The organism is Tunturibacter psychrotolerans, from assembly GCF_040359615.1.
Taxonomy (GTDB): domain Bacteria; phylum Acidobacteriota; class Terriglobia; order Terriglobales; family Acidobacteriaceae; genus Edaphobacter; species Edaphobacter psychrotolerans.
In genome coordinates this window covers 947,356-964,710 of sequence record NZ_CP132942.1, presented here as the reverse complement: position 1 = coordinate 964,710, position 17,355 = coordinate 947,356, and the positions used below count along the sequence as shown (strand labels likewise).

At 58.8% G+C, this 17,355-nt stretch carries 15 protein-coding genes; 8 read left to right on the top strand and 7 right to left on the bottom strand.

Features of this window, described 5'->3' with window-relative positions; all coding sequences use genetic code 11:
• Positions 1-93 precede the first annotated feature (93 nt).
• From RBB77_RS03880 to RBB77_RS03860, 5 genes are all read right to left on the bottom strand, one after another.
• Positions 94-1,080 carry a TIGR00730 family Rossman fold protein gene (locus RBB77_RS03880; protein WP_353064867.1) on the bottom strand — a complete coding sequence of 329 codons (987 nt, stop codon included), beginning with the start codon at positions 1,078-1,080 and terminating at the stop codon, positions 94-96.
• Positions 1,081-1,124: 44 nt separating this feature from the next.
• The gene (locus RBB77_RS03875; RefSeq protein ID WP_183973518.1) at positions 1,125-1,460 is read right to left on the bottom strand and encodes a hypothetical protein; all 336 of its coding nucleotides are present in this window, start codon (positions 1,458-1,460) and stop codon (positions 1,125-1,127) included.
• 132 nt (positions 1,461-1,592) lie between these two features.
• Positions 1,593-3,248 carry an AsmA-like C-terminal region-containing protein gene (locus RBB77_RS03870; protein WP_353064866.1) on the bottom strand — a complete coding sequence of 552 codons (1,656 nt, stop codon included), beginning with the start codon at positions 3,246-3,248 and terminating at the stop codon, positions 1,593-1,595.
• A gap of 140 nt (positions 3,249-3,388) precedes the next feature.
• Complete coding sequence (locus tag RBB77_RS03865; protein WP_353064865.1) at positions 3,389-3,844, bottom strand: recombinase family protein; 456 nt, start codon at positions 3,842-3,844, stop codon at positions 3,389-3,391.
• A gap of 290 nt (positions 3,845-4,134) precedes the next feature.
• Complete coding sequence (locus RBB77_RS03860; RefSeq protein ID WP_353064864.1) at positions 4,135-5,928, bottom strand: DUF255 domain-containing protein; 1,794 nt, start codon at positions 5,926-5,928, stop codon at positions 4,135-4,137.
• 272 nt (positions 5,929-6,200) lie between these two features.
• Between RBB77_RS03860 and RBB77_RS03855 the strand changes: the two genes are divergently transcribed.
• From RBB77_RS03855 to RBB77_RS03830, 6 genes are all read left to right on the top strand, one after another.
• A complete protein-coding gene (locus RBB77_RS03855) occupies positions 6,201-8,171 on the top strand; it encodes an ABC-F family ATP-binding cassette domain-containing protein (protein ID WP_353064863.1) in 1,971 nt (656 codons plus the stop codon).
• Positions 8,172-8,218: 47 nt separating this feature from the next.
• Positions 8,219-8,482, top strand: coding sequence for a hypothetical protein (locus RBB77_RS03850; RefSeq protein ID WP_353064862.1), 264 nt, complete (start codon positions 8,219-8,221; stop codon positions 8,480-8,482).
• Between the two features lie 228 nt (positions 8,483-8,710).
• Entirely contained in the window at positions 8,711-9,904 is a 1,194-nt protein-coding gene (locus RBB77_RS03845; protein ID WP_353064861.1) for a glycoside hydrolase family 27 protein, read from the top strand.
• Between the two features lie 42 nt (positions 9,905-9,946).
• Entirely contained in the window at positions 9,947-11,347 is a 1,401-nt protein-coding gene (locus RBB77_RS03840) for an MBL fold metallo-hydrolase (RefSeq protein ID WP_353064860.1), read from the top strand.
• Positions 11,348-11,514: 167 nt separating this feature from the next.
• A complete protein-coding gene (locus tag RBB77_RS03835; protein ID WP_353064859.1) occupies positions 11,515-11,913 on the top strand; it encodes a hypothetical protein in 399 nt (132 codons plus the stop codon).
• Positions 11,914-12,241: 328 nt separating this feature from the next.
• On the top strand, positions 12,242-12,904 hold the full coding sequence (locus RBB77_RS03830; protein WP_353064858.1) for a hypothetical protein: 663 nt from the start codon (positions 12,242-12,244) through the stop codon (positions 12,902-12,904).
• Positions 12,905-13,119: 215 nt separating this feature from the next.
• Here RBB77_RS03830 and RBB77_RS03825 read toward each other — a convergent pair whose 3' ends face one another.
• The gene (locus tag RBB77_RS03825) at positions 13,120-13,872 is read right to left on the bottom strand and encodes a metallophosphoesterase family protein (protein WP_353064857.1); all 753 of its coding nucleotides are present in this window, start codon (positions 13,870-13,872) and stop codon (positions 13,120-13,122) included.
• A gap of 94 nt (positions 13,873-13,966) precedes the next feature.
• Positions 13,967-14,800: an ATP-binding cassette domain-containing protein gene (locus tag RBB77_RS03820; RefSeq protein ID WP_434557098.1), complete on the bottom strand. Its 834-nt coding sequence runs from the start codon at positions 14,798-14,800 to the stop codon at positions 13,967-13,969.
• A gap of 201 nt (positions 14,801-15,001) precedes the next feature.
• On the opposite strand from RBB77_RS03820, the gene RBB77_RS03815 reads away from it, so the two are divergent.
• Together RBB77_RS03815 and RBB77_RS03810 are read left to right on the top strand one after the other, a co-directional pair.
• Complete coding sequence (locus tag RBB77_RS03815) at positions 15,002-16,693, top strand: hypothetical protein (RefSeq protein WP_353064856.1); 1,692 nt, start codon at positions 15,002-15,004, stop codon at positions 16,691-16,693.
• 108 nt (positions 16,694-16,801) lie between these two features.
• Positions 16,802-17,341, top strand: coding sequence for a hypothetical protein (locus tag RBB77_RS03810; RefSeq protein ID WP_353064855.1), 540 nt, complete (start codon positions 16,802-16,804; stop codon positions 17,339-17,341).
• Positions 17,342-17,355 lie beyond the last annotated feature (14 nt).

The window sequence follows — 17,355 nt, the reverse complement described above, 5'->3', positions numbered from 1 at the left end:
AGCGTGCCCCGGACCCTGACATCTCTTTAGCTGACAGCAAATGAGGTCATTGGGCAGCCCGCACCCGTCAACCATTGAACCCGGCAGCCACCACTACCGCGTCTTCGCGATATCCGGCCCCATCATCTCCTGCACGCTCGGCGCCGGATGATCGGGAATCTCTTCCTTCTCCAGCCTAGCCTGCTCCCGCTCGTAGTCGGACTCCAGGTGATTCTCCGTCAACCCCGCCTTCAACAGCGCGAACGCCTCCTCCGGTGTATCCGCAAACTGAAACAGCTCCAGATCCGCCGTCGCAATGGCACCCTTCTCGGCCAGCAGCTCAAGGTTGATCACTTTCTTCCAATACTCCGACCCGTAGATCACCACCGTGATCTTCTTCGCCAGCTTCCTCGTCTGCGCCAGCGTCAACAGCTCGAACATCTCATCCAGCGTCCCAAACCCGCCCGGAAACACCACCAACGCCTTCGCCAGATAAGCGAACCAATACTTCCGCATGAAGAAGTAGTGAAAGTCAAAGCTGAGCGCAGGTGTAATGTACGGGTTCGGATGCTGCTCAAACGGCAGCTTGATGTTCAGCCCGATCGTCTTGCACCCAGCCTCATACGCCCCGCGATTGGCCGCCTCCATAATCCCCGGTCCACCACCGGAGGTCACCACGAAACGGTGCCGCCTCCCAGGCAGGGTCTTCGCCCACGAAGCCATCATCCCCGCCAGCCGTCGCGCGTCCTCATAGTACTGAGCCATCTCCACCGCAGCTTCGGCCAGCTTCAACTTCTGCGCGCTCGCCTCGCCACTCTCTATCTCCTCTGGGCTCGCCGGTTGCTCCTCCTTCGGCGCAGGCTGGGCCGACCCCGTATTTGCCAGCAGCTCCAGCTCCGAGTTCGCCACATCCAGCGCCCGAAACCGGGCCGACCCGAAGAACACTACCGTGTCCTGAATCCGCTCACGCCGAAACCGCGCCATCGGCTCCTGGTACTCCGCCAGAATCCTCAGCATTCGCCCCTCGGGCGAGTTCAAAAAATCAGCATTCTCATACGCCAGCGGAGCCTGCTCCAGCGTATCCGGCACCTTAGGGTTCATAGTCTCTCTATCCACATGTTAGAAAACCGGCAGTCGATCGCCCATCATCCCCGGTAGTCGCGGTAGTGCACCGCCTCGGAGACACCGATCCATATATCCAGCAGCCCCAGCCCGGAGATCATCCCCCGCACCGCGCCATTATGCAACACCGCAGCAAGCCACGGCCGGGCCAGGATGAACTCATTGCGGTCCCATATCCGCGTCCACCATGGCAACACCATCACCAGCACGCCCAGGTACACGCAGAACAGCACCAGCACAAACAGCGACAGCCGCTGCAGCCACACCGGCGCTGTTCTCTTTACAGGTTCAACCTTATTTACCGCCGCATCTTCAACGGTCGGTTCAGGGTTCGGGAAAAGTTGTGGCTGTCCGGACATCAAACTCCGCATCAAATCGTTCTACACAAACCTCTTCGGCTCGAATAACTCTCAAGTCTGACACTAGCAGAGCGCTTCGCGATTGTCTCTCCGACCAAAGCACCATCCAGGGCTCCCCTTTCCCAAACTCTCTCATTTTGCAGGGGTTGGAAGCTTGGCCGGCGCCCGCGTATCGTGCGGAAAATCCAGGCGCAAGTCATACGTCGACCGCGTCCCCGTCACCTTGATCGGCAACTCAACCCCAGCCCCATTCTTCTTCAGCAGCTTGTCGAACGGCGTCAGCAACATACTCTTCCACCCCGTCGTCATCTGCGAAGCCGTCGCCTCGGTCCTCACCTTTCCATGAAACTCGTAGGTGCTCTCAATCAACTCGATCTGTCCATTCATCGTCACCTGCGCCCCCGGCATCTGGTAGTTCAGCTCCGGTATCTGCATCACCGCATCGGCCTGCGAGAACGTACCCGACATCGACGATCCCACCACCGCGGCATCCTGCGCATTCGCCAGCTTCGGCTTCCCCTGCGCCCTTTCGCTCATCGCATCCAGTTGCTGCTGCATCTTCACGTTGTTCAGTAGCGCGTCGTGAATCGCAAACGTTCCATCCAGCTTCACCTTCTTCGAAACGCTCACCGTCCCCGGCGGCACCACGACATGCACCTTCGTCGCCAGCGCCCCCCGCATCAGCGCGGGATTTCCCTTCATCGCCAGCGCCAGCATGTCTTCAATTCTGCCCTTCTCCATCACCACATGCAGATCCGTCGTATGCCCCTGGGCGCCCGCCGCCCTTGTCACCGACCCCGTAGCCGTCAACTCCGACCGCCCCACCCGCGTCTTCACCTGTTCAAGCCGCACATCACCCGTCGTCCCATCCACCACCGCATTGAACTCGGTCCGCATCGGCAGCGAATGATCACTGATATCAAGCCGGAACTCCGGCACCTCCGCCGTTCCATCCACCGCAATCGCCCCCAGCGTCCCCTCGTACTTACCCGTCGACGCCAAAATCCCCCCCAGCCCATGAATCGACGACAGGTCCGCATGCGTGAACTCATAATCCCCATCGATCGGCGTATCCCGCGGATTATCCTTCTGCCACGGCCCAAAGTGCCCGGTCGAGCGAATATCTCCCACTGGCTTCGGATTTCGCAGCACCGCCGTAAAGTTCAACGGCTTCTTCGCCCCAACATCGGTCAACACCACGCTGCTGATCTCGAACTCCAGCGGCTTCTTCCCCGGCTTACGCGTCTCCAGCGTTATCTTCGCGTCCGTACACTCAATCCGGTCCACCGTAATTCCCAGCGCCGACTGTCCTTTCTGCTTCGGATCATCCTGCATCAACGGTCCACGCTCCTCCTTCGGCGGAATATTCACCGTCAGCCCATGCACCTTGACCCCTACGATGCGCGTCGTCGGCCGCAGCAGCTCTCTCCAGTTCGTACCGAACTCGAAGCTATCCACAACCACCATCGGCGGCGCATTCGGACGAGCATCCGGTTTCGTCGGCCCCGCTAGATAAAGAATCCGCAGCCCCCCACCCCGCACGATCACGCCCTTACGCATCGACAGCTCGAACCGATCCAACTCCACCGGGCTATGGAACCGTGCCGAAAGCGTCTCCACCACCTTTCGCCGCAACATCGGCTGCAACTGCCGCAATCCCCACTGCACCATCAACGCCCCCACAATCGCCACCAGAACAAAAACCGCACCTGTCCAGAGAACCCAACGCCGACGCCACCAGCGTTGTAGCTCCGCGGGCGCCACTGTATCAATACTTATCTGGTTCAAAAGATCCCTCTGTCGATTGGACGCGTCTATCCGGTCAAATGCCGTAGCAAGCCTTTAAAATACCTGCAGACAAGACTCGACAAGCGCGGCTCTGCCACGTCGACGGCTACTCCGACCCCGTAATTCCCGCGCCCCAATAGCTAAAAGAGATCCGGCGCCTTCACCTGCGACAACCTCTTCTCCCGCTTCTTCCACTCGTCAGAGGAAAACAAGCGCGGCCCCACCTCAATCAGCCGTGGCATCATGTTAAACACCGCCACCCTGTTCCACGGCCCACCATTCCGCATACGAAACCCCTTTTCATTCAAATCGCTAACGATGCTCGCATACGAGAAGTCCTGTCCCAACAGATCCATCATCAACATCAGCGTCTGATTCTCCCTCGGATGGACCTCAAGCCTCATGCAGTCCTCCGAGATTTGCAGCCCATAAGGAATCTCCTCGCCAAACGCTCCCTCTGTCGGAGTCTCCTGATCTGGCAGCTCCCGCCTCCACTCAATCGACACCAGTTGCCATCCCGCAGCCGTACGCTGCGCCATAATTTCAGGACTAAACGGCCCCGATACCACATCGCGAACCCGCTCAAAATAAGCCATCACAGCCTCCGAAAGTGAGAATCTAGTAATGGAAATGTGCAATTCCCCTGCCAAAAGCACATGCCACAAGAACGTCCGTAACTACAATCTCAAGAAGACATAAGCGATATCCGACCGACAACGCCCACACCCTTCACTGTTCAATCTCACAAAACACTGTTCGCTTTCGGACTCCCACTAGCCGACAGAAGATCTTCGTCTGCGACCAACGGGAGCACCATCCGAAGGGGTATAAAAGTCACGAAGTGACCGCACCGCGCGCAGCGGTCCCGGCCGGAAGGCCACATCGCCTAACGCTGTGCCTGGAGCTGCGCCCGCTGAATCTTCCCCCGAACCTCTTCCCCGCGAAAGATCGGCGACGAACAAGCCTGCGCCGTGCAAAGAAAGAGCGCAGCTCTCTTCAACGGAGGGTACGTAACGCTTGTAGGCAGCGGAGCAGGATCGGCCGGATCGCGCACCTCGATCAACTCATGCGACGTAATCGCACGCAACGCAGCAGTGTGGAGCGCAACCACATCAGCATTCGACGCGGCCCCTAACACCGTAACGTGAATCGGAGCCTCCGTCATATCCTCATTAGCAAGCAGCACGCCAGCGGATAACGGCCGCAACGCTATCGACTCCGCCGCCAGATACCGCATCGCCTCCACGGCAGCAGCCCGATACCGCTCCTCCCCCGAAGCCAGCGCAAGTCCCGAAGCAAACCGCACCAACGCAACATTCTCATCTCGATCAGGGTGCGGCCGATACGCAGCATCCGTAGCCGTCTGTGCCGTAACAAATCCTCCGCCCACCGCCGCAGGCGCAAAGTGACCCGCAATATAGTCCGCCGCCGCACCAGCAGCCTTCAAATCCCCACGATCGCCGGTAACGTTATACAGCGCAAGAAAAGCCTGCCCCATCGCCAGCGTATCGCCAAGATAAGGCCCGGCGGGATCAACATCGTCGTGCCGAAATCCCCCACCAGGCAAACTGCGATGCACAACAATCCATCCCGCAGCCTTCCGCGCCTGCGCCAATGCAGTAACATCGTCGCTCGCAGCGTAATAATCGCAAAGCGCAGCGATCATCCACCCATTCTCGCGTGCATAAACATGCGTATCGACACGCGGTATCCCTTGCGCCCGCCGCCCCTGATCCGAAAGCTTGAAATAAGCCTCGTTCTCCTGCCCATCATGCAGATCCGCATCCTGCGACACAAAAAAAACACCCGCAGCAGGAGCAGTCAGAAAATTTGTAACATAGCGATGCACAGATTGCGCCGCATTCAAATCCTCAGGATTTCGCGTCTCCGCAAAGGCAAGCGAATACTCCCGCAGCGCATCCGCCTGAATCGAGATCAGCTTCTCAAAGTGCGGCTCCGTCCAATGCCGCCCCACCGAATACTGGTACATCCCGCCCCAAACCGGATCAAGCAGGTTCGTAGCATCATGCAGCGTATCCCCCGCACGCTTCGCATACTCCGCATTCCCCCGAGCCCCCTGCCGCATCGCATACTCCACCGATTCTTCATCGAGATACTTATGCACAAACCCCCACCCACCAATTGGCTTGTCATATTGCTTCTCGTACTGCGCCTCGATCCGCGCCAGCAATGCAGACTTGATCACCGAATCCGATGCCGGACGAAACGCAGCCTCGCTCTCAATGCTCGGCCCCGGAGAAGGATCGTCAATAATCGCCTGCAACATCGATGACATTAGCTTCGGCGGCAGATACCCTTGCCGCTTCACAATCTCCGATCCATCCGCCGCAAACACCACCGTAGCCGGCCACCCATAGTCCTGATACCGATTCGAAATATCCGGTCGCGAATCCTGATCCACCTTCACCAGCACATATCTCTGATTCAGCAACCTCACCACCGCCGGATCGCGATACGTCACGTCGTCCATCACATGGCACCAGTGACACCACACCGCCTCGAGATCCAGTAGCACAAACTTATGCTCTGCCCGAGCCTGCGCGAACGCTCCATCCGACCAAGCCTGCCAATGCAAAGCTGCTGGCGCCACAGCTGGCGAAGCGAAGCCCGAAACAGCAAACCCAAACAAACAGACAAGCATTGCAAAACGTGATCGCATAACACTCCAAGTACGAACCTCACCCTGCAAACGGATTCCTTTTGACTTCATCGGGAAAGCGCCCTACGCGGGCAGCGGTCACTTCGTGACGTGTGTACCCCTTTGGTTGGTGCTCCCGTTGGTCGCAAACAAAAAATCAAGCCGACCAACGGGAGGCCTCTCGCAGCTAACCCGCCAAGACCGGGACACAAGTCACGAAGTGACCGCTGCCCGCGCAGGGCGCCGTCCGGCAGGACACGCTTTTCCCCCCGCAATGAGAAAATAGAAGAAGAATGCTCCAACTCTCCTCAGCCGGCAAACGCTTCGGCCAAAAACTCCTCTTCGAAGACGCGAACTGGCTCATCAATCCAGACGAGCGCACCGGTCTGGTCGGCGGCAACGGCACCGGCAAGTCCACCCTTCTCAAAATCATCGGCGGCATCGAGTCCCTCGACTACGGCACCATCACCCGCAACAAGGGCGTCACCCTCGGCTATCTCCCGCAGGATGGCCTCGCCCTACGCGGCCGCACCGTCTTCGCCGAGTGCCTCTCCGTCTTCGATCACCTACACGAGCTAGAGCGCGAATCCATCGAACTCACCACCACACTCTCCGAGGCCGACCCCAAATCCAAGCAGTACCTCGCAGCAGCCGAGCGCTACTCCGACATCGCCGACCAGCTGCACGTCCACGACATCTATAACCTCGACTCGCAAGTAGGCGCAGTCCTCGGCGGCCTGGGCTTCTCCAAAGAAGACTGGGACCGCAACACCGAAGAGTTCTCCGGCGGCTGGCAGATGCGCATCGCGCTAGCCAAGCTTCTCCTGCAAAAGCCCTCACTCCTCCTCCTCGACGAGCCCACCAACCACCTCGACATCGAATCCCGCAACTGGCTCGAAACCTATCTCCACGATTATCCCAACGCCTACATCCTCATCTCGCACGACCGCTACTTCCTCGACGTCACCGTCAACAAAACCGTCGAACTCTGGAACAAGCGCATGCACACCTATCACGGCAACTACGAGAAGTACGTCGTGCAAAAAGATGAGCGCCGCACCCAACTGATGAACGCCTACAAAAACCAGCGCGACCGCATCGACGCCCTCGAAGCCTTCATCAACCGCTTCCGCTACCAGGCCACCAAAGCCAAACAGGTCCAGTCCCGCATCAAAGAACTCGAAAAGATCGAGCGTATCGAGGTCCCCGAAGACGAGTCCACCATCCACTTCTCCATCCCGCAGCCACCGGCCAGCGGACGCACTGTCCTCGAAGTCACCAACCTCAAAAAGATCTACCCCACGCCAACCGGCGGCGAAAAACTCATCCTCGACGACCTAAGCTTCACCATCGAGCGCGGCGACCGCATCGCCCTCGTAGGCGCGAACGGAGCAGGCAAGTCCACACTCATCCGCCTCCTCAGCCGTCAGGAAGAGCCCACCGCAGGCACCATCCGCGAAGGCCACAACGTCCTCTCAGACTTCTTCGCGCAGGACCAGTACAAAATCCTCGACCCCGCCGCCGGCATGCTCGACGACATCAGCGGCGCCGCCCCCAAGGTCCCCGTCGTCGAACTCCGCTCCCTCCTCGGCTGCTTCATGTTCTCCGGCGACGATGTCTTCAAAAAACTAGGCGTACTCTCCGGCGGCGAACGCAACCGTTACGCGATGGCCAAGATGCTCGTCTCGCCCTCCAACTTCCTACTCTTGGACGAGCCCACCAACCACCTCGACCTCCGCGCCAAAGACGTCCTCCTCGACGCCATCCGCAACTTCACCGGCACCGTCCTCTTCGTCTCGCACGATCGCTACTTCATCGACGGCCTCGCCACCCGCGTCTTCGAAGTAGAAGACCGCCGCCTCCACATCTACCCCGGCAACTACGAGGACTACCTCTGGCGCAAACAGGGCGGCCCTGAAAAAGTAACCGAACAGATCACAAATTCCTTGACCTCAGCCCCAATCGCGCCAGCGCCCATCGTCGCAGCACCCGCACCACCACCAGACGCGCCAGCCAACGCAATCAAACGCCTCAATCCCATCAAACTCAAACAACTCGAAGACCGTCTCCGCTTCGCCGAAGAAGAGATCCCCCACCTGGAATCCCTCATCGCCGAAGCAGAGGCCCGCTTAGGCAACTTCACCTCAGCCGAGCAGTCCCAAAAAGACGCCGCCGAACTCGACGAACTCCGCGCGAAGCGCACAACCCTCCTTGCCGAATGGGAGGAACTTTCCCTAACCCTCGAGGAGCAGCAAACTGCCTAACCCAGGTCATCAGGGCGAGCATACAATTGCAGGACGGGGACACCGATATGATTTATCGAAGGATCAACCTGGAACTGATCGTCATCGAAGATGAAGCCGAGGCGGTAGTCGAACAGTTGAACGCAGCGCTCGATCGCCTTGAAGAGGGGCACACGATCTTCGGCGGGGAGATCGAAACTTCTCCTGTCGAAGAACCGAAAACACCACGGAGATCAGCGCTCACACACACCATGGCGGCGGGTGAAACGGCGGCTTCCGCCGTCAAGATGGCAGGCGAAAAGGTCGTCAACGCGCTCCGAAAAGTGATCTGATCGAAACCTCGGCCAACCCTGCACCCAGCCACAAAACCTTCACAAGACTGGGAAAAAATCTCCGTAACACGCGAGGAGCGACAAACCTCCTAAGCTGCAAAGTCAACCTCTTCTGCGGTCGCAACCCTCTCGTATTTCTCGCACACCATAGTCGCGCTGAAAGTGACTAGAGAATTGTCGAGTGTTAGCGGTATATCCTTCTCGGAGTTCTTGATTTGGAGAGTGCCGATGTTTCTTCGCAAAGCTGTCTTAATCCCAATCGTTCTTCTTTGTATCGGGCAGTCTTCAAACCTGCGCGCCCAGTCCACTCTCGCCGCAACTCCTCCAATGGGTTGGAATAGCTGGAACCACTTCGCGGAACATGTTACCGACGCCGACGTGCGCACCGCAGCCGATCTCATGGTCTCCACCGGCATGCGCGACGCTGGCTACATCTACGTCAACGTCGACGACACTTGGCAGGGCACCCGCGACGCCAACGGAGAGCTCCACACCAACAACCGCTTCCCCGACATGAAAGCGCTCGGCGACTACATCCACTCCAGGGGCCTCAAATTCGGCATCTACTCCTCACCCGGACCAAAGACCTGCGGAGGCTTCGAAGGCAGTCTCGGCCATGAAGTGCAGGACGCGCAGATGTACGCCCGCTGGGGTGTCGACTTCCTCAAGTACGACCTCTGCTCCATGCAGGACCCCATGCGCGAGCTCACCGCAAAGAACAACGGCAACACTGACGCTGCCTTCAAGATGATGATCGACGCCTATCGAAAGATGGGAGACGCACTCAAAGCAACCAACCGTCCAATCTTCTACAGCCTCTGCCAGTACGGCATCGCCGAACCTTGGAAGTGGGGGCCAAGCGTTGGCGCACAGATGTGGCGAACCACCGACGACATCAACGACACCTGGGGCCGCATGGCCGTCATCGGCCTCGAACAGGCCGATCTCGCCCCCTTCGCCGGACCCGGCCACTGGAACGATCCCGACATGCTCGAAGTCGGTAACGGCCACATGACCACAGACGAGTATCGAACCCACATGAGCCTCTGGGCTCTCCTCGCCGCGCCTCTGCTGGCTGGCAACGATCTCAGCAAAATGTCCCCCGAAGACAAAAATATTCTCCTCAACAAAGAAGTGATCTCCATCGATCAGGACTCACTCGGAAAGCAAGCGACCCGCCTCTACCAGCGCGGAGATTTCTCGGTATGGATCAAGCCACTCGTCGACGGAAGAGTCGCAGTCGGCATGTTCAACACCGCTCTCGACTCGCGTGACGTAAGCTTTGACCTATCGCAGATAGGCTTCGCTCAGGGAGCAACTCTCCATGACGTATGGGAAGGCAAAGATCTAGGAAGACGTACCGGAATCTACTCCCACAACATCTCCAAGCACGGAGTCACCTTACTCATCCTGAGCAAATAACACTCCCGTGGGTTGGCCGTCGCAATCACGAAGGTGATCAGAATGATTCTGAAACAGTACTACCTGGGCTGTTTGGCCCACGCCTCCTATCTCATCGGAGACGAGGCAAGCTCAACGGCTATCATCGTCGACCCGCAGCGCGACATTCAGCAATACCTAGCCGACGCAGAAAAGTTCGGCCTACAGATCCGCGCCGTATTCCTAACCCACTTCCACGCAGACTTCATCGCCGGCCACCTCGAGCTGCGAGACAGCTGCGGCGCAACCATCTACCTCGGCTCTCGCGCAGAAGCCGAATATCCCTTCGTAGCAGTCAAAGACGACGACACCCTCGACTACCCCGGACTGCGTCTACAGATCCTCGAAACCCCGGGCCACACCATCGAATCCATCTCGATCCTCGTCTTCGACCTCAATAAAGATCAGGAAAAACCTCACGCAGTCCTCACCGGCGACACCCTCTTCATCGGCGACGTTGGACGGCCCGACCTGCGCGCATCCCTCGGCTGGACCGCAAACCAGCTCGGCGGCCACCTCTACGACTCCCTCCACAACAAACTGATGACGCTGCCCGACGAAACCCTCGTCTACCCGGCGCATGGTGCAGGTTCGCTCTGCGGTAAAAACCTCTCCTCCGACACCGTCTCCTCCCTTGGCGATCAACGACGCTTCAACTACGCCCTCCAGCCCATGTCGAAGCGCGAGTTCATTCGCATCGTCACCGCCGACCAGCCCGACGCCCCGGCATACTTCATCTACGACGCAATCCTCAACACCCGCGAGCACGCAACACTCGACAAGAATCTCCAAAAGGTTCTCCAACCCATCGATCTCAACGAAGTTCTTGCAATGGGTGACGCCGGCGCCCACATCCTGGACGTTCGTGACTCCGCCGAATACGCCAAGGGACATCTTCCCGGAAGCATCAACATCGGTCTCGGCGGACAATATGCAACCTGGGCAGGCACAATTCTCGGCCGCACCAAACCCATCGTCATCGTCGCCGAACCGGGACGAGAACAGGAAGCCGCCTTACGACTGGGTCGTATTGGTTTCGATCACGTCAAAGGCTACTTGTCAGGCGGCATGGAAGCGCTCGCAACCAGACCGGATTTGGTTTGGCCAACAGAACGCGTCAGCGCCCAGATAGCAGCAGAAGAACTCGCTACAACAGATCCGCCTGTAGTGCTCGATATCAGAAGCCCTCGAGAGTGGATCGGCAAGCATATCGCTGGCAGCGTGAACATTCCGCTCGGTCACTTGCAAGAACGCATCGGCGAAATTCCCCGCGACCGTCGCATCGCAGTCCACTGCGCCGGCGGCTACCGTTCCTCAATTGCCGCCAGCATCCTGCACCAGCACGGGATCACGAATCTAATCGAGGTAGCAGGCGGTCTCGCCGCCTGGGAAGCCGCCAAACTGCCAGTGGTTTCGGAAGCTTAGAGCATCTTCAGAAGCCCTAAGTAACAACTCGACAACCTTTACGTTGCACTCTCGTAAAGGCGTGTCGCAGAACCGTTTTCAGATTAAAACCCATCTTTGGCCACAGGTATAGAATTGCCCACCCCGGGAACAACAATCTAAACCCAAACGAAAGATGAGGTCTCCTCATGTTAAAAGAACTGATCGTCGAAGCCACAAGTAAGAGATCAGCAAGGCGTGTCCTTTCAGTCGACCCCCCTGCGACAGAGGTCTCGTTTGAAGACAGCGGCCACCTTCTCGGTATTCCAACCACCGGAGTCGGCACCTATACTGCCACCATCCGCCCCGATGGCTCCATCTTTGGCCATGGCCAGGGACTCCACACGACCCAGGACGGAGACGCCATCACATGGTCGGGAACGGGTGTAGGCCACTTCGGCCCAGGCGGTTCAATAAGCTACAGGGGCATGTTGTTCTTCCGGACAGCGTCCCAAAAGCTCGCCCGAATCAATAACGCCTGCGGTGCCTTTGAATTCGAGGTAGATGGATCCGGTGCCGGCGTCTCAAAGGTCTGGGAGTGGAAGTAGGGCCGGAGTCGTCAGAGCTGATTCGTCCCTTTGTACCGATCGTTATCTCCATCCCAACGACTCATAATCCCATCGTGATGTCGCCGAGGCGAGACCTCGCATTTCGCTCTTGCTGAGTTCGCACCCACAATCTCCAAGATGGGCTTTCGCTAAACTTCATTCCATCCATAAACCTTGAAAACATCCAATTGCTGGTATAACGTTGCACGTGATCGACGCCTGTCTCGGTCGTTGTACCGACCGACTGCTCAAACTGAGCTCTGCAACCAAACTTCCCTGCCCTGGATTTTGGTTCTTGAAGCAAAGGGCAAATCAGGAGGGACGGATCATGAACCCATTTGAAAAGAACCTGACGCAGACACCCGATTGGCGTGGATCCACGGTCCTCGCCACAGTTCTACTTTTGGCAAGCTGCCTTCTCACCCCTGGATTTGGCACATCCCAATTGCTCCTCGCTCGGATCCCCACTCAAACGAACCAGGCCCCAGCCGGTTGGTCTCTAGCCGGAAGTAACCCTACAAGCTACCGAACCGGCGTAGATAGAGCGACAGCCTACGAAGGAAGACCAAGTGCCTATCTGCAATCAAACGCATCTGCCCTCAATGGTTTCGGAACCTTGATGCAGTCGATCGATGCGGCGAACTACGCCGGAAAACGAGTTCGCCTGCGTGCGTCGGTCGAATCACAAGACGTGACCAGTTGGGCCGGCATGTGGATGCGAGTCGATAAGCAGAAGACCACCGTCGCCTTCGACAACATGCAGGACCGCGCCATCAAGGGAACCCATCCCTGGAACACCTATGATGTCGTTCTCGACGTTCCAGAGGATGCAACAAGCATCTCGTTCGGAATCCTGCTGATGGGAGGTGGCCAGGTATGGATCAACCACGTAACCCTCGAACCCGTAAGCGATGAGATAAAGGCCACAGCCCCGTCACAAAACCAGAAGCCCCTATCGAAAGCGCCCGTAAACCTGAACTTCAGCGAATAGCGACTCATCCCGACGCAAGTGCTCCGATCACAAGCGAAGGGGCGACCACGTCTCTAAAAAATAAAGTTGAAAAATCTGGCGTGTTTTTCGCCACCACAAAAGTGCGTGTTAATTCACCACGTTTACCACGCAATTCACCACGTTCTCACCACCCAAAAACCACGTTTTGCGCCCACAATTTCGCAAAACCCACCCAAAAACCAGCACCAAAACAATTATCTTCCCTCACGCAGCCGAGCCGCCAGCCGCTCCGGTAACCCCGCCATCAGAATCCTTCCCTGCGCCGCTGTCAGGTCATACGGCACGCGATGATAAACAATCTCCCTCGCCTCCGAGTCATAGATCACAAACGCCGCCCGCCAGTCGCAATCCCGCGGCTGCCCCACAGACCCCGGATTGATCAGATGCCGCGTCCCCTCTGGAATCGCCATCTTCCAGCTCTCCGCCACATTCTTCGTCCTGCACTGCGTCTTGACCTCATGCCACTCATGGCCTTTCTGCGAGAACCCACCCTGCAGATGCGTGTGCCCAAAGAACGTCAGTGCTGTCGCCGCCTGCTGCAGCGGTGCCCACGCATCCCGCATGTTCAAAATATATTGATCCTCATTCAACGGCGACCCATGCACACAGGTCACGCCCGGCTCCTCCGGAACCACCGGCCCCTGTGGCATCGCCTTCAGCCACGCGAGATTCTCCTCGGTCAATTCCTTCTTCGTCCACTCTGCAGCGGCCCGAGCCACCGGGTTGAACCCCACCGCCGAAGTCAGTCCACAGCAAACGCGATCATGATTGCCACGCACATTCACCTGCGCCTTAGCCCGCATCAAGTCCACGACCCCATTCGGGCTTCCGCCATACCCCACGACATCGCCCAGGTTCCATAGCGCGTCATACGGCTCTGCTGCGGCAAGAACTGCGTTCAATGCTTCGAGGTTCCCGTGAATGTCTGAGATAACGAGCGCGCGCATGCAGTCAGATAGGCCCCAAATGACATAAGGCCCAATCATTGAGTTTATATACATTTACACAATCAGGGAAATCAGGCACTTGCCAAACACCCGATCAAACCGAAGCCAACGGCGCTCTCCTGTCCGTCTTCATCGTCGGAGCCGAAGCCAACAGCCTGCGCGTATAAGCATGTTGCGGCTCACGAAATAGCCTCCCTGTCTCCGCCTGTTCCACAATCTCCCCGTGCTGCATCACTGCCACCCGGTCCGCCACCTGCGACACCACCGCAAGATCGTGTGAGATAAACAACATCGCCAGCCCATGCTCCCGCCGCAGCGCCTTCAACAGCTCCAATATCTGCGCCTGCACCGTCACATCCAGCGCCGTCGTCGGCTCATCTGCAATCAGCAGTCTCGGCCGATTCACAATCGCCATCGCAATCAAGACCCTCTGCCGCTGCCCTCCAGAAAACTGATGCGGATAGTCCTTCGCCCTACGCTCAGCCTCCGGCAACCCAACCTCCTCCATCGCCTCAAGCACCCGCGACCTCACCGCTCTCCGCACCATCTCCGGATGATGCGCCGCCACCGCCTCTGCAATCTGCGCCCCCACTGGCATCACCGGATTCAGCGCCGTCATCGGCTCCTGAAAGATCATCGCGATCTCGCGACCCCTCCGTCTCCGCATCGCCTCCTCCGGCAGCGCCAGCAAATCCTCCCCATCAAACCGTATCGCCCCGCCCACCCGCGCACTCTCCGGCAACAACCGCAGCACGGCCAGCGAAGTCGCCGACTTCCCCGACCCAGACTCCCCCACCAGCCCCAGCGTCTCCCCAGCCTTGATCTCAAACGAGATCCCTCTCACAGCCTCATGCGACCCAAACCCAACCGTCAGACCACTCACCTCAAGCAACACCGCAGCATCCATACCCTGCATGTTAGCGAACATCCTCACCCGCCACGCAAGCGAAAGGTCGGCAGAGAAATCTTCTCGCGACCAACGGGAGCGCCAACCAAAGGGGTATACCCGTCACGAAGTGACCGCATCGCGCGCAGCGGGCCCGGCCGGCAGGCCAAAGAGCTTCCACATCAGAGAACAGGCCGATAGGACTTTGGCCACCAAATAGCGTCTAATCTCGATGACAGGCCTATGAGACACACCAACCATCGCATCCTCTTTGCCGCCCTGATTCTCTCCTGCTCCTCCACCTGGGCTCAGATGCACAAGGTCGCCAAGCCCGAGCAGGTGGTCCGCGCCATCGGCGTCTACGAGTGGACCGGCGACTTCGCCAAGCCCGCTGCCAGCCGTCTCATCCCCGTCTCTCTCTTCATCGACGGCAAACTCGAAGACGCCGGCATCTACGTCGCCCGCCCCGTTCCCTTTGCCCTGCTCAGCGGAAACGTCTACGAACTCCAGACCGCAGGCATAGACAAAGGCTATCTCGACCTCTCCTTCGCTCGCCATCTCGAAGCCACCACCTCCACCGGCGACCTCGCCTTCGACGATGGCTGGTTCGGCTACGGAACCGTCAAACCTCTCGCCGCCCCAAGAAAAATCGCCGCTCTGAAACCCTCCAAGACCCTGCCCGTCCTCCACAGCTCCGCATCAGAAAACGCTAAGCCCCAAAGCAGCACCAACTCCACAACAAGCACTGCCTCCAACGACGATCCAGACCGCCCCACCATGAAACGTCGCTCCTCCGACACCTCAAGCCCCGGCACAACCACCCCATCAACGACATCCCCGACCACGCCCACATCATCAACAACCTCGGACGACCCCGATCGCCCAACCATGAAGCGCAGGTCAGACAGCTCGACAACCGACAGCAGTTCCGGGACCACCACCGCATCAACCGGAAGCACCCCCGATGACGACCCTGACCGGCCCATCATGAAGCGCAAATCCGACACCTCCGACTCCTCCACAACCGGCAACACCGACACGACGAGCACACCAGCCGACGACCCCAACCGGCCCACCATGCAGCGGCACACCTCCGACACCTCGACCCCCACCGACCCCGCATCGACAACCACCAGCTCCACCCCTTCCGACGATCCCGACCGCCCCACCCTGAAGCGGCACTCCGCCGAGGACGCCAAGCGAGCTCACGACACCAACTCCGTCGTCGGCACCGGAGCCTTGAACGACGACCCTGACCGTCCCAACCTGCATCGCGGCAAGCCAACCAGCGCCATGACCGACTCCGACCTCCCCAAGCTCTCAGGACTCCCGCAAAACCTCCACCAGATGGTCGCTGTCTCTGACGCAGCCAATCGCGACCCCCATCCCTTCACCCTCGAATGGGACGATCCCACCCAGCACGCCGCCGTCCTCGAAAAGATGCAGACCATGGCCCGCGCCCAACTCACCGCCTACACCTCAACTCCCGGTACCAAAGCCCCCGCTCCCACCCCAACCGTAAAGAAAACCACAACCACCACTTCCACAACCCACCCACATCGCACCACCACCGCACCCGCCCCCACGCCTCTGCTCGATGAAGAGCTCAAGGCCTATACGCTCAGCTACGGCGGCGCCGCGACTTACATCTATTCCGCCCACACCGCAGGTACCGGGGCCGACCTTCGCTACGTCACCATCGTCGCGCAGGACAACGGCCTCGGCGAAATCAAACCCGCCATCCAGAACGTCACCGACGCGGCCCATCTCGACCGCACCCCACACATGCGCTTCGTCGATGTAGTCGACGTCGAGGCCAGCAACCGCGCCAGCCTCCTCTTCGAGCTACGCGGCCAAAACGCCCGCCAGTTCGGCCTCTACCGCGTCATCGCCGCCCACTCCGAGCAAATCTTCCTCACCGGAACAACGCAATAGTATTCATGCGGCCGCACTCATTCCCAACATCTTCGCTCACCGCTTGAACACCTCACCGTCAGAAGAGTAACGTTTGACCAACAGCGTTTAGCAACACAGGAGTTTCGTATGCACCGCCTCTTCCCTGCTCTCATGCTCCTCCCCGTCACAGTTTTGCTCGCTCAGTCTCCCGCCGTCCCCCGCACCAACTCCTCCGCCGTACTCAGAAGCATCCCCGTAGGAACCGAGTGTCCCATCGGCTTCCGCGCGAACCGCCAGGCCACGCCACAGATCCTCTCGGCAGGCGACGCTCAAAAGAACACCCCAGCCCTGGGACTTCACCTCACCCTCGACCACCAAACCGCACCCGCAATCGAAAGCGTCGAGATCACCGTCTACGGTGTCTCCCCCAAAGGGCAAGTCCTCCCAACAACTCAATGGGCCGCCGACACAGACACTGGCAACGTCATCTCCAAGTCCTTCCAGCTTCAACGCAGCGCCGGCAATGAAACCCTCAACAACGCCGATATTTGGATGCACCAGGTCGGTGCTCTTCGTTGGGTAGACCTGAACGAGATCCGCTACACGGACGGCACCAACTGGCGCCCGTCAGGCTCCGCAAAGTGCCGAGCCATCCCCAGCAACCTCATCCTCGTAGGCCAAAAGTAAACGGTTTATAAACA

Coding starts and splice junctions, on each gene's coding strand:
- RBB77_RS03875 (WP_183973518.1), bottom strand. CDS start 1,460: ATGTCCGGACAGCCACAACTTTTCCCGAACCCTGAACCGACCGTTGAA.
- RBB77_RS03860 (WP_353064864.1), bottom strand. CDS start 5,928: ATGCGATCACGTTTTGCAATGCTTGTCTGTTTGTTTGGGTTTGCTGTT.
- RBB77_RS03830 (WP_353064858.1), top strand. CDS start 12,242: ATGAACCCATTTGAAAAGAACCTGACGCAGACACCCGATTGGCGTGGA.
- RBB77_RS03810 (WP_353064855.1), top strand. CDS start 16,802: ATGCACCGCCTCTTCCCTGCTCTCATGCTCCTCCCCGTCACAGTTTTG.
- RBB77_RS03865 (WP_353064865.1), bottom strand. CDS start 3,844: ATGGCTTATTTTGAGCGGGTTCGCGATGTGGTATCGGGGCCGTTTAGT.
- RBB77_RS03880 (WP_353064867.1), bottom strand. CDS start 1,080: ATGAACCCTAAGGTGCCGGATACGCTGGAGCAGGCTCCGCTGGCGTAT.
- RBB77_RS03835 (WP_353064859.1), top strand. CDS start 11,515: ATGTTAAAAGAACTGATCGTCGAAGCCACAAGTAAGAGATCAGCAAGG.
- RBB77_RS03840 (WP_353064860.1), top strand. CDS start 9,947: ATGATTCTGAAACAGTACTACCTGGGCTGTTTGGCCCACGCCTCCTAT.
- RBB77_RS03845 (WP_353064861.1), top strand. CDS start 8,711: ATGTTTCTTCGCAAAGCTGTCTTAATCCCAATCGTTCTTCTTTGTATC.
- RBB77_RS03815 (WP_353064856.1), top strand. CDS start 15,002: ATGAGACACACCAACCATCGCATCCTCTTTGCCGCCCTGATTCTCTCC.
- RBB77_RS03820 (WP_434557098.1), bottom strand. CDS start 14,800: ATGTTCGCTAACATGCAGGGTATGGATGCTGCGGTGTTGCTTGAGGTG.
- RBB77_RS03855 (WP_353064863.1), top strand. CDS start 6,201: ATGCTCCAACTCTCCTCAGCCGGCAAACGCTTCGGCCAAAAACTCCTC.
- RBB77_RS03850 (WP_353064862.1), top strand. CDS start 8,219: ATGATTTATCGAAGGATCAACCTGGAACTGATCGTCATCGAAGATGAA.
- RBB77_RS03825 (WP_353064857.1), bottom strand. CDS start 13,872: ATGCGCGCGCTCGTTATCTCAGACATTCACGGGAACCTCGAAGCATTG.